Source organism: Tenericutes bacterium MZ-XQ (assembly GCA_002838205.1).
GTDB lineage: Bacteria > Bacillota_I > Bacilli_A > Acholeplasmatales > Acholeplasmataceae > Mariniplasma.
Genome location: CP017950.1, coordinates 743,838 through 757,538 on the forward strand (window position 1 = coordinate 743,838; position 13,701 = coordinate 757,538).

A 13,701-nucleotide genomic window follows, 5' to 3' on the forward strand; every position below is an offset into this window, starting at 1 on the left:
TATAATTCCCAAAATAAGTGTTGGAAACACCCTATACAGTCCAATCTAGTTTAAATAACAATTCTGGTATATTTACTGCAGCAATGTCTTAAATGAAATTACTCTAAGATATAGTATTCCTGAATAATTGGAATATGTGTTTCAGCCATCTTTATGCGCATGATTTCATCTTTTGAAAAGAATTTCAATTCTTTAGATTCTAAACTTGTTTTTAATATAGGAAAATCAAATAGTTTTATATGATACACAACAGTGATTACGCGCAGAACGTTCCCGTCTGGATAATGAGCTATTCTTGAAGGATCGTCATATATGTTAAAATACTGCAATTGATTTTTATTGATTTTTAGTCCGGTTTCTTCAAAAACCTCTCGTATTGCACAGGAAACCAAATCTTCATTTATATTTAAGCCTCCACCAATTATAGCCCATCTATCACTATCTACTCTATGTTCTAGTAAAATCTTATTCTCATATTGAATAATTACTGCTACCCCTATATGATTTGGTTTATTCGGTTTTGGTGCAAATACATTCTTATAATAGAATTGACGTACAAATAAAATGATGATTGTTATAATAGATTATAATATATTTTACTTATGTAAGAAAAAAACCATCTAAATGATGGTTTTTATTCTAATAATACCATGTATTGATCAGATTCTGTGAGTGATACATTTTTTTGTAATCTATCACATCATAATTGATTTCTTTTATCAGTTTATTCTACTAATAAGAACACGATAAATAGTGTTGAAATACTTTTAGAATTACTTAAAATCGTTATACAATCCAGTTTTGTTTATGCATCATCGTCAGAAATACCTTCAGTATACTCGCGGTAATAGTCACCTTCTTCAATGATGAAATGTCGTACTTCATTACCCTCACTGTCTATAGTTACTGTCATTTCAATAGATCCATAAACATCACCGACACTGTACTCGAAGTAAAATATAGTACTGTTCCCATCTACTTCTTTTGTAATCTCGTATGTGTAATCCATATCGTTCTCATCGATGTAAATCTCAACTGCTCCGTCTAATCCATCTTTTTCCATACGAATTTCAGAATATGAATCTAATCCATTCATATATGAATCAATCTCGAAGTATTGTTCAAATGCGTCCTTGTAAACTTCAACTCTTACGTAGTCATCAGTAACAGGGTCAACAGTTTCATACCATAATTCAATCTCTCCATCTGTAGCAGAAGTTTCTGCTCCACCGTTTACATTGAAAGATAAATCACTATACTCTAGGATACCTTCAAGTGTAAATTCTCCTTCTTCAAGAGTGTTATCTTCATCAGAGTTTACTACATTATAATAAACATTATAAGTTACACCTTCAATTTGATATGATATCTGACTAGAATAACCTTCTTTCGTAGACTCTTCATGTTCTACATTTAAAACTTCTTCTGGTGAACCATCTAAGAATACTTCAATGATGTCAAGATATGTCATCATCTGCTCCATTCTTGATTCAATGCTAGCTTCTGTAGTCATGTTTTGTGCTGTTGATAATTTCATGACATGAGTGTCTCTTTGGTAAGTTACAGTTGAGTTAGTTGAACTTGATAATAAACCTTGTGATATAAATGTTGCTGAGGCTAAATCTGTTGTTAGTTCAGGATCATTTTCTGTAACAGTCGGAGTATTGTCATTGTTTTCTTTGTCTTTGTCTCCATCTAAATTTACTCCATCACAAGCTGCAAGACTAATTGTTGCGAATAATACCAATAATAATAAACTTAATTTTTTCATTTTTTTCTTCCTTTCATTTTTTGTTTTCATTATACTAATGCAAGCAACTACATAAATATTGCACTTTTTTGCATTTTATTTTTTTTGACCGTATTTTCCCGTTTCCCAAAAACAATTCCATAAATAGTTGTATTTTATTTTATCAGGAAACTGCTTTTATGTCAATAAAGTGGACACATTAAGTGAGAATTTCGGTGTGCGTTTACAATAGAACTATGACATTTCATCCAAATTGTGTAAACGCACAGTGAAGATTTGTCAAACATGGACCATAGGAAGTACTTTTAGACCTTCCCCCCTCTCTAAAAACAAAAGAAAGAGGAATAAAGCCATGAAAACAGATCTTCAAATTCTAAAATATCGTCAATCATTAGTCAAGTACGCCCTTCGTCGTGGTGTGACAAGTGCGGCTAGAAGATATCACACCAACCGTCAATACATCTACCGTTGGATGAACTGGTGGAGGAAAGGGGATTTGAACCCTATAAATCTATCATTATTTATATTATTTCCCCACCATTTTTTTAACTTTCTTTTCTATATTATAGCACATTCAATTCTTAATATAACAAAAATCTAAAATTCCAATTTTCTTTGTCTTAAATCTTGACCTTATTTCTCATCTAAAATCATATATTTATAGCGATTTATTAACATTTTCAAGTGATCTCATATAAAAAAGCAACACTAAATTGGACATAAATTACTCAATTAATCTAATATATTTCCATATTGTCCCCTTAATTAAGCCATAAAATTTGCCTCAATCAAAAGGACACTGTTATTGGAATATTGGAATTCAGTCTATTTTTTTTATTTTTGAACTATTTCTTATATTTCATCGTATAATAACTCGAGGTGAAAGAAATGAAACAAAGAAAAACAAGTCAACAAAAGGATAAAATAGTATTATCCTATCATAATGGAGTTAACGTAGCTACTCTCGCAAAAAGGCATAAGATAAGTCGTAGCATTATCTATCTTTGGATAAATGAAACAAAAAGAGTGAAATTACTCAAGAAAAGACATTCACTAGAATTTAAAAATGAGGTTATTCAAAAAATAAAGGGTGGATCAAAGGTTATAGAAATATGTGAACTATATCAGCTATCAAAATCAACCGTTTATCATTGGATTGACACAATAGGTACATTGCCTTTAAAAAAAAGTCAAGTGAAAGTTATTGAAAAAGCTAAGTATGATGCATTACATCAATTATTTAGAACATATTCTATAACAAACCAAATGTCAGTTAATGAAAGAATTTCATTGATTACTTTAAACAGTAAAACACACTCCATTGAGTTTATGTGCAAGTTATTTAATGTAACAAGATCTACATATTATAACTATAAAAATCATCAAACAACTCCTGCAATTGAAAGGGATAAATTACTCAAAGAAAAAATCATGTTTATATATAATAAGCAAAACAAAATAGCCAGTGCTGCTAAATACAAAGTCATATTGCAGGAGCAACAAATCATTGCCAGTGAAAAGAAGATAAGGTATCTCATGCATGAACTTGGTTTGCAGTTCAGCAAAGAGAATAAAGCTAAAAAATATAACAGACCAAAAACATCCATCAAATATAGAAACTTACTAAAACAAGACTTCAATCAGGCAATGCCAAATCGCGTTTGGGTTAGTGATATCACAGAAATCAAAATAAATTATAGACCTGTCTATTTATGTGTGATTATTGATCTCTTTGCTAGAAAGGTTATAGCTTTTGATATATCAAAAATAAACAATACTAGATTATCATTAAACACTTATAAACAAGCTACAAACTATAGAAAGACACATCCAATGATGTTTCACTCTGACAGAGGTGTTCAATACACATCAAAAATCTTTAGAACACATCTTCAAAAGTTTAATGTCCAACTATCCTATAGTGCTGTTGGTTATCCTTATGATAATGCAGCTATGGAATCATTTTTCTCTCACTTCAAAAGAGAAGCTGTTTATCCAAGTTATCCTTTTCCTACAGATCAAGCTTACAAACTTAAAGTAAATGAATATATGGACTACTATAATAAGAAAAGATTGCATTCGGGTATAGGCATGATTACACCTAATCTAAAAGAAAGCATATATAAAAAAGCTGATACACAAAGGCTTGTGTATCAGCTCTAATTATAAAATTTGGCGGAGGAAAAGGGATTTGAACCCTTGCACCTTTTACAGTCTACGAGCTTTCCAAGCCCGCCTCTTCAGCCACTTGAGTATTCCTCCACATGGTGCACCCGACATGAATTGAACATGCGACCTTAACCTTCGGAGGGTTACGCTCTATCCAACTGAGCTACGGATGCGACCACTTTATATTATCATATATGTGTGATTTTTGTCTATATCATTGTACTGTTTTATCAAGGAGTTCATAAAGTCTTTTTACTTCTTCCAAAGTTAGATCATAATGTTTGACCATTTCCAAAGGAATATGCATTAAGTCTTCTTTTAGTTTAACTCCTAATTCAGTTAACTCAATATATACTCTTCTCTCATCATCTTTACCGCGTATTCTTTTTAAGATTCCTCTTTTTTCTAACTTTTTAATCAATGGTGTTAATGTACCTGAATCTAAACCCAGTCTATCTCCAATTTCGCTAATGGTTCGGTTGTCTTTCTCAAATAAAACGATAAGTGTAATGTATTGGGTATATGTTAGCTGAAATGGCTCCAAATAATCTTGATATATTCTTGATATTTTTCTAAAATTAGAATACATCAAAAAGCATAATTGATCATCTAGATTCCAAATCATTACAATACCTCTTGGATATAGCTTTCAATTTTTTCTGGTTTAAACCCCGGACTAAATCTCTTAACTACGTTTCCATCTCTATCTACAAGAAACTTAGTGAAATTCCATTTGATGTTGTTCCCAAAAATGATCTTTCTAAAAAACCCTTCAGGTTTACCATTATCTTTAAGTTCATAAGGAGCATGTTGCTTTAAATAATTATAAAGAGGCTCTTCTTTATTACCATTTACATCAATTTTTGCAAATGTCTCAAATTGTGTACCATATGTAAGTTCACAAAAAGATTTAATCTCTTCATTGGTTCCTGGAGCTTGATTCATAAATTGATTTGAAGGAAAATCAAGTATTTCAAATCCTTGATCTTTGTAAGTTTCATACAACTTTTCTAAACCCTCATATTGAGGTGCAAATCCACATTTTGGTGCAGTGTTTACGATCAGTAAAACTTTACCCTTATACTGATCAAGCGCTACATCTTCATTCTTGATATTCTTGACTTTAAAATCATAGATTTTCATATCTATCCTCCATTTATATTTTATACAATTATATTTTATCAAATATTTTGATAAAAAGATAGCGTTCTGCTTACTTTATCGTCAGTATATAAAAAATGGTCGGGACGACAAGATTTGAACTTGCGACCTCTTGGACCCCATCCAAGCGCGCTACCAAACTACGCCACGTCCCGACACATTTAACCTCCATTATTTTAACATGTTTTTGTCATTAAAAAAAGATACCGACGCTAAGTCAGTATCATTTTTATTTATGTTGCAAGTGAACCCATTGGATCCCAAGGCTTTAATACCTTTGGTTCTTCTTCCCAAGCTTTAAGTTGAGCTTCACTTAAATATTTCTTATGAATCACTGCTTGATAAACATACTGATCAAACCAAGAATCAGAAGCCATATAATATCCCTTATTTCCGTTTTGGTCTCCCCAGCTATTTTGAATTTTCCATCTTTGTGGTCTTTGATCATCTAAATGAACTGCAGTTAAAACCATCGCATGATTCATTGCACTTTGTGCATAATCTAACTGATCGGCTTTTGACATCTCAAAAGACATACCAAGCATTTCTTCATAATCAAATTTTTCATCATCCCAAATGCCAGCTTTACGATCTCCAAATCTAGCGACATCAGAGCCAAACCATACAACTTCTTGATTAAGCATTTGTTTTAAAACTAAGTCTTTTAAATCTTTCATCTTTAGATTCAAATACTTAATGTCTTTCCCACCGATGACGTTCCCTAAATAAGCAACTGTATAAGTTTTCATAAATGGCTTATCGGTTGTAGGCGCATTGATGATTGATACATAATCACTTAAAACATCACCGACATGATCTTGATAAAATGACTTTGGATTTAAATCTTTAATGACTTGATACTTTTCATCAACAACATACTCAAAATCAAACGACTTAGGTGGCATACCAAAATTTAAAACTAAAAACGTATATAACTCATCAAGCGTTTTTTCTTTTAACTTAGCGATGTCTATTTCTTGTCCATTTTGCTTTAAATGTCTGGCGTTTGCAGCATATTGTCTTAACTTAACGTTAATCATTTGATTCATAATACGTGTTCCAGATGATGATGTTGTCTCTTCCATTGCTTCTTTTGGAACGACACCATATTTTTCAATCAGTGAGACAAACATATCCCATTGCCCACCATCTTGAATACCTGTTTGCAGTACATGTTTTAATGTACGATCATCAGCATCAACATCTAAGAAATCATCCATGATTTCTATAAAGTAATTTATTTTCTCGAACTTATCCCAAAATGCTGTATAGTTTTGTGATAACTCGAAATTTTTTAAATTATATTTTTTTGCAACAAGTTCTCTTAAGACATTGAGTCCTGCAAAAATCCAGCATCTACCACTCGCTTTTTGATTGGTTACTGGCATTGTTTTAATCTCATGTGAAAACTTAAACTGGTTTTTCAAACTTGATTCTTGTTTATCAAATATATTGTGTAACTCATTTTTTACCAGCACTCTTGATAAAGCCTTTTGAACTGGTTTTTGATTAAAACTTTCATTAAATTTTTTTAAATCTTTTGTTTGAATTGCTTTCAAAATGCCACTTCCTTTTTATAGGTTTAATCTGCGTTCATCATTAAATGTTTCAACAATCGCATAATCATTATCTTTAACAATAACTAAACTTGTATTCACATAATTAATGATATTTGATACTCTTTGTGGAGGTACAGCAATTAATAATTGTATGCTTAATGAATTATAAAATTTCATCATCGCATCAATTCTACTTTCATCCATATTGTTAAATGCTTCATCAAATAAAACAATACAACCAGAATCAATTCTTCTATTTTTAGTCAGTAATTGTTGGAATGATGCCGCAATAACAATGTAGAATGGTACTTGTGTTTCTCCACCACTCTTTTCTTTTGAAACTTTTGAGAAAAGCGATTTATTACCATTGATATTTGTTACTTCAATATCATAAGACATATAGTTTCTATAGTCTAAATACTTATACGTTAATTGATCATACTCAGGATCATTTGATGCGATTTTTTCAAACAACTCCATGAGAATGGTTTCATGTTTTCTTGGAAGACCTTCAGTAAATAATGTATGTTTTTGAATGGCTTGATTACTCATAATTATATCGTAATAAAGTTTATAATCAGGATCTTCACTTGGCTTATAAATCAGTTGATATGAATCACTACCAAAGCGTTTATCTTGTAGAGCATAGTTAAGTTCTGCAATTTGTTGTTGCGCATTTTCGATACTTGCTCTAAGTTTACCCACAAACTCTTCTTTAAATCCGATTTCAGAGTGTCTTCTTAGATCAACAGCTTCTTGCTCATATCTAACTAAATCATTATTTCTAATCTTATTTGCTTCTTGCTCGTAATAAATAAGTTCATCAAGTGATGGAGCAGCTCCAAAATGATATGACTCATTATATTGTTTCATGATATTTGTGAGTTCTGTCTTATCCTTTACAATTTGTGTATTCAGCTGTACTGTTGAATTTGCTAATGACTGTGTGATGTCATCGTGATTTTGTTTATGTCTTTGCTTAAGTGCATAAAATTGTGTATTGGCAATACTCAATTTTTCTGGATGTTTCTTTGCTAAGACTTTTTGTGCTTCAACAAACTCATCTAGTTTGATTTGCACTTCATCAATTCGGTCTAAGACACGTTGTTTTTCTTCTCTTTGAGTTGCGATTTTACCAACAAGCTCATCTGATTCAAATCGAAGTTCTTTTCTAACGTTTTTCGCCTTTTCAATTTGTTCTTCGATGTTTTGTAATGTTTTACTCTTACCAAGTGCTTGAATTTGATCTTCGATTTGTGTGTATTCTTTTCTTGTGAGTTTAATAAGATCTAAGAATCGAATTTGGCCTTGATGTAAAAGTTCAGAACTTCTTGATTGATTAAGTAGTCTTACAATTTGTGTGTTTTTATCTGATAAATCATAAAGTATATGCATGCGTTCTTCTAGTCCAGAAAGAATAGCTTCTTCCTGTTTGGTTTGGATCTTAGTTGCACTTTGTCCAATAAATGGTACTTCATAACTTCTTGGATTGATCTGTCTAGCAGTAAAACTACTATATGTCATACATGATGCTGTAATCGCACGTTGATGGTTTTTTAAATCTTGCACATGATCAACACACATCGTTCCATTTAATAGCATGTTCACGTAATATCTTGCGTATGTATGCTCTGTAGAGATTTTTTCTGCAAGTGACCCAGGTGTAATTTGATCAAAACTTTGAATTTTTTGTGTGTTTACTAATCCAACGCCATATATTTTTTGTTCGAATTTTATACGATCATAGATTTCAAGAGCATCATTAAAGTATCTTGGATCAACGATGATATTAAATCTTTGCCCACCCAAATATCCTTCAAGTGCATTTCTCCACGTTTCATCAGCAACTTCTATCATTTCACATAAAGGTTGCACAGAAACTTCTTTTTGATAATAATGTGATAACTCACTATTAAGTGCATCAATCAGTTTTTGAACATAATATGGATATGTTTTAACATGTCTTTTAAGACTATTTAACTTAGCTTTAGACTGATTCATTTCTTCAGATAAAGCTTGTTTGTCTTTTTCAAGACGATCTTTTTCTAAACTATAAGCTTGAAGTAAAGATTTAACCTCTTGTTCCATGTTAGATAAATGATGATTTAACTCTTCAGTATCTAATTGGTCCATATATTGCTGATAATAAGTGACAAACTGTTTCATAGTTTCATTAGGCATCATTGATGCTAATTCTTTCATGACATTAAACTCTTTACTGAGTGCTTGTCTAACTTCTAAAACAATTTCTTTTTGCTTTTCATAATCTTGTGCCTTTTTATTTAAAGCCTCTTGATATGAAGCAAGGGTTCTAGAGATATCATTATCACTTTTCGCTTTTTCAAGATTCAAAATAGAAGCATCGTTTTCTTCGATTTGATCATCTATTTGCGCTTTCGCATCTCTTAAGTAATCAAGTTGCTTATTGATGTTAACAAGTTTATTTTCGTTATCTTTCAAAAATGCTTCTCTTTTTTCGACCCAATTCAGTTGATCAATGATTTCATTGATATCTTTTTGTCTTAAGTTTTGCTCGATTTCTTCACCTTTTTGGGCGATTTGATCAAGTTTGTTTAGTTTTTCGCGATCATTTTTGATTTGTTGCTCAATCTTTTTAAGTTGGGCAACATTGTTTTTAAGTGATTGAATATCAATCGGATCATCATCTAATAAAAACTCAAAAACAAATTGTTGTAAATCAATTGAACGAAAAGCAAGTGCTTTTGGTAAAATTTTCGCATATTTATTCGCATCCATACCAAAAAATCTAGCAAGTGCTTCTTTATATTTTCTTTGTGAGTCAAATGGAGAAAACTCAATATCTAAAGACTTCAAGTATGCTTTCATTGACTTATAATCTCTTGGATATTTCTTATCTAAGAATAACGAGTCATGAATCGATATATTCTCTAGTAAATAAAATCTTTCTTTTAAATTTCCTGATTTTGGTAATTCCAAAATTACACCCATTGTTGCGTATTGTTTACTTTGCTGATCAAAATACTCTAATGCAAGATGTGTAATCACATCTCCTGTTCTTAGGTATTCTTTATTTTCAGCACCTATACGACCTTTAATATAGCCATCAAGTGTACGTCTAGCATCGTCGGTTGCTGCTATATTAAATTTCGCACCGCTTCTTCCGCCTACTAATAAGTACTGCATCGCATCAAGTAATGTCGATTTCCCGGATCCGTTTTCACCTGATATGAGCGCATTATCTTTGATTTCAATCGTTTGATTCGAAAATAAATGCCAATTAATTAACTTAATCTTCGTCAATTTCTTCATAATCAGATGTTTCCCCTTCCGTATATTCATCAAGTCTATCGACAACTTCCTTAATGGAATCCAAATTAGTTACATATAAAATTGTTGGATAGATTTTGATTCTTGCATCATCATTTAATCCACGATCGATATAATCAATCATGTTATAGTTTCTAAGAAATACTAAAGCGGGTTTAAGCCTATCCTTTGTGATTCTCTTATGATCTAAATAACCGATTCTTGTGAGTTCGCTATGAATTTCGTGCAAAAAGATTTCAACATCATCATCTAATGTCACATAATCTTTTTTTCTTTGATATAAAATTCTAAGAATGAGCAACATGATACTTTCTGTTTTTCTAAGTCTCATGTGATTAAATAACTGATCATTTGATATGTAAACCACTTCATCATCACGATGAATATTTAAAGTAAAATCTGCAAGTGTAAAAAATGCTTCAAAAACTTCTTTAAAAGCTAAGATAAATCTGTAATCGTTTGCGTCTCCAGGCTTTCTTTTGGTAATAAAGTTTACTTGAAGTAATTTATTAATGATTCTTGATGCATTACTTTTTTCGCCTTCTTTTAAGTTTAAGTAGTGATCATTTAATTGTTTTATAGCTGCTGTTTTATTCATCTTAAGCTCCCTTAATTATAAAATTTTGGAAAGTAACGAAGTTATTTTTGCATTTATCCTTTAGCAAGATGACATCATAATGCATACCCACTGATTTCGAATATAGAAATATCAATATTAATTTAACGTAATCCTCTTGAGTTTCAAGTATAATGTCTTTAGCTTCAATCTCTTTTTGATCTTTAAGTAGTGATTTCACATAAGCATCAATTTCTTTTTTGCCATAAATATTGTTCTTAAGTAACGCTTTAATTTTTTCTTTACGATAGTCTTCGGTGATTAAGCTATCATCAAAAGTGATTTCTTCTGGTTCAGCTTTAATTCTTGCTCGTCTCGGATTATATAAAGAATCCGTATCAAGGTTTCTAATTTGAGCGATATTAAATAGCTGATTCAAATCGATATCTTTTTGATTCAATACAATTCTAAATAAACGATTAAAAATCCCTTCAATATCATCTGATTGATTTGTAAAGAATAAAATCTTAGAAGCTGCTGCAGTAATATATTGTTCATTTTTTCTGTCAATCGCTAGAATTAAGTGTTCTAATGCTGTAAAGCTATCAGAAACAAATCGTAATCTATCTTCGATATATAAAAAAGCTTCGTTATAATCTTCAATACGTTTTAAACGAATCACATTTTTAGCTAAATCATCCATTAAATCTGCATCGTTTTGGATACGATTAATCGATTCTAATATCCCTCTTTTATATCTTGATAAACTATCTGTTGTTTTTAAATTATAATATGAGGAATCAAAAAAGTTTTGCTTATATTCAACTAAAAGCTTTTCTAGTAACTCAGGTAAATCTTTTCTTGAATGTTTTTTTGTAATGTCGTAATAATATCTATAAATATTAGCTTTTAGTGCTTTAAGTTTCCTGATGATATCATTCGTTTTTAAATATGCTTGCTCTAAAACACCAATACCTTCTTCAATAGAAAAATTAGATAAAAGAGAATACACTGTATAAATTTCACCAGTATATTCGTTTTGTTGATTATTCTTTATACGATATAATACATCAATCACTTGAATGGAATAATCGAATAAGTTTAATGACGTTTTATAGTCACCAAGTTCTTCTTCACCAATCCATCCATTCTTCTTTAAGACATTGACAACATGCAGTGCCTTTTGTCTAGATGTGTTTGATTGTTCGTCTTCTTCCATATCTTCAAAATCGTCAATCTGTTGATCATCAAAATAATCAACTAACTTTGAAACGATGTAATCTCTATCCCCCTGAAAAGCATCTTCAATCGTATCAATCGCGTTATAAATAATGAATATACAATCGATGTATGTATTTCTATTTGGAGAGGAAAGCACACTAAAAAAGTTTTCATGCATGCGGTCAAAAAGATGTGCCATGTAAATCCTCCTTTGGTATAAATAAAAAAATATGAATTTCCATACTTATTGTATCATGAAATCTTCATATTTTCTATGTTTTGGACATTTATTTCTTTGTGATCTTAAACTTTAATTGACGCCCTTTGAATATTTTATTGTTCAGTTGGTCAAGCCTTTTTACAGCTTTTGCGTTGATTTCAAAAGTTGTATGATTATCATGGATGTTGATGTCTCCAATATTTTTTGGATACATGTCAGCATTTTTCTTAAAATAATCAAGTAAATGTGGTGCTCTTAGCCCATCTTGTTTACCAATATTCATATCAACTAAAACAAGATTACTTGGCCCACTATTTCTAGGGCCATTTGAACGATCACTGCTTCTTTGAGATCGATCACCACTTCTTCCAGAACGATCACTTCTTCTACCTTGTCTATCTCCTCTTGATGAGATTTGACTAAATGAATCTTGTTTTGTTCTTGGTTTTGATATATCTTCATAAGGCTTAATTTTAACTGATAGTTTTTCAATGAGTGCAGATATGATATCATCGACATCATAACCTGTTTTGATTAACCTGTCAATGAGTTCTGTATAATTCTTTTCTTTGACATCAATATAATGCTTAATGTCATCAAAAAGTTTATCATCTTGTTTTTGTGTGATTTCTAAAATAGTTGGTATTTCTAGTTCTTGCATCTTACTCTTGATGAATTTTTCAATCAACATGAGTTTACCTCTCATTGAAGGATAAACAAATGAGACTGACATTCCTGATTCACCAGCTCTACCTGTACGTCCTATACGATGTACGTAAACTTCATCTTCAAATGGTAACTCATAGTTAATAACTACATCAACATGGGATACGTCAAGTCCACGCGCAGCAACATCGGTCGCAACCAACAATGTAAGTTTACGTGATCTAAATTTGTTCATGACGTAATCTCTTTGATTTTGTTTTAAATCGCCGTGAAGTGCATCTGCTTCATAATTAAATTTTTGTAAATATGCTGCAACATGATCGACATCTTTTTTCGTGTTTGCAAAAATAATCGCTGAAGTCGGATGGAAAAAGTCTAAGACTCTAAGTAATAACTGATCACGATCTGATTTTTTTATCATATAGTAGTATTGATCAATTTTATCAACAGTAAGTGCCTTTGTTTTAATCACAACTATTTCAGGATTTCTTTGATACTTTTGTGCAACTTTTTTAATAAAATCTGGCATAGTTGCTGAAAACAATGCTGTTTGTCTATCTTGTGGTGTATCTTTTAATAGTTTTTCAAGGTCTTCTTGAAAACCCATCTTTAGCATTTCATCAGCTTCATCCATGACAAGCATCTCAAGATGAGATAAATCCATCGTTTTTCTCTCTAAGTGATCGATTGCTCTACCAGGAGTTGCTACTACGATATGTGGATGATTTTGTAGTGCTTTAAACTGCTTTTGATAAGACTCGCCACCATAAATGGATGTTATTCTGATATCTTTATTAAATTTTACTAACTTTACAAACTCTTTATAAACTTGTAAAGTTAATTCTCTTGTTGGACAGATAACTAATCCTTGAATCACATTTGATTTTGGATCGATATGCTCAATCATTGGAATGGCAAACGCAAATGTTTTTCCTGTTCCTGTTTGTGCTTGTCCAATTAAATCTTTTTTCTCTAATAGATGATCTATAGTATGATGTTGAATGTCTGTCGTTTCAACTAAACCTAGCGCTTTGATCGCTTCTTTTGTTTCATTTAAAATTGGTAATTCGTTAAATAATTTATTCATTTT

The 13,701-nt window shown here is 31.1% G+C and carries 10 protein-coding genes and 3 tRNA genes; 1 reads left to right on the forward strand and 12 read right to left on the reverse strand.

The window, feature by feature from the left end; all coding sequences use genetic code 11:
* Positions 1–98: 98 nt before the first annotated feature.
* Together BK011_03690 and BK011_03695 are read right to left on the reverse strand one after the other, a co-directional pair.
* Positions 99–566 (reverse strand): hypothetical protein, encoded by a 468-nt coding sequence (locus BK011_03690; protein ID AUD64820.1) that lies wholly within the window; start codon positions 564–566, stop codon positions 99–101.
* Between the two features lie 239 nt (positions 567–805).
* Positions 806–1,771 carry a hypothetical protein gene (locus tag BK011_03695; GenBank protein ID AUD64821.1) on the reverse strand — a complete coding sequence of 322 codons (966 nt, stop codon included), beginning with the start codon at positions 1,769–1,771 and terminating at the stop codon, positions 806–808.
* Between the two features lie 867 nt (positions 1,772–2,638).
* Here BK011_03695 and BK011_03700 point away from each other — a divergent pair.
* Positions 2,639–3,913, forward strand: a complete 1,275-nt coding sequence (locus tag BK011_03700) for a hypothetical protein (GenBank protein AUD64822.1) — start codon at positions 2,639–2,641, stop codon at positions 3,911–3,913.
* Between the two features lie 10 nt (positions 3,914–3,923).
* Here the strand turns inward: BK011_03700 and BK011_03705 are convergent.
* The 10 genes from BK011_03705 to BK011_03750 form a co-directional block, all read right to left on the reverse strand.
* Positions 3,924–4,012: transfer RNA gene (locus BK011_03705), tRNA-Ser, on the reverse strand.
* Positions 4,013–4,015: 3 nt separating this feature from the next.
* Positions 4,016–4,092 (reverse strand) — tRNA-Arg (locus tag BK011_03710).
* Between the two features lie 41 nt (positions 4,093–4,133).
* The gene (locus BK011_03715; GenBank protein AUD64823.1) at positions 4,134–4,544 is read right to left on the reverse strand and encodes a hypothetical protein; all 411 of its coding nucleotides are present in this window, start codon (positions 4,542–4,544) and stop codon (positions 4,134–4,136) included.
* Entirely contained in the window at positions 4,544–5,062 is a 519-nt protein-coding gene (locus BK011_03720; protein ID AUD64824.1) for a glutathione peroxidase, read from the reverse strand. The genes BK011_03715 and BK011_03720 overlap by 1 nt, the downstream gene beginning before the upstream one ends.
* Positions 5,063–5,158: 96 nt before the next feature.
* Positions 5,159–5,235 (reverse strand) — tRNA-Pro (locus BK011_03725).
* Positions 5,236–5,313: 78 nt separating this feature from the next.
* Positions 5,314–6,639: a hypothetical protein gene (locus BK011_03730; protein ID AUD64825.1), complete on the reverse strand. Its 1,326-nt coding sequence runs from the start codon at positions 6,637–6,639 to the stop codon at positions 5,314–5,316.
* 15 nt (positions 6,640–6,654) lie between these two features.
* Positions 6,655–9,930 carry a hypothetical protein gene (locus BK011_03735; protein AUD64826.1) on the reverse strand — a complete coding sequence of 1,092 codons (3,276 nt, stop codon included), beginning with the start codon at positions 9,928–9,930 and terminating at the stop codon, positions 6,655–6,657.
* A complete protein-coding gene (locus tag BK011_03740; GenBank protein ID AUD64827.1) occupies positions 9,908–10,546 on the reverse strand; it encodes a hypothetical protein in 639 nt (212 codons plus the stop codon). The genes BK011_03735 and BK011_03740 overlap by 23 nt, the downstream gene beginning before the upstream one ends.
* 1 nt (position 10,547) lies before the next feature.
* Positions 10,548–11,924: a hypothetical protein gene (locus BK011_03745; protein ID AUD64828.1), complete on the reverse strand. Its 1,377-nt coding sequence runs from the start codon at positions 11,922–11,924 to the stop codon at positions 10,548–10,550.
* 88 nt (positions 11,925–12,012) lie between these two features.
* Positions 12,013–13,698 carry a hypothetical protein gene (locus tag BK011_03750; protein AUD64829.1) on the reverse strand — a complete coding sequence of 562 codons (1,686 nt, stop codon included), beginning with the start codon at positions 13,696–13,698 and terminating at the stop codon, positions 12,013–12,015.
* Positions 13,699–13,701 lie beyond the last annotated feature (3 nt).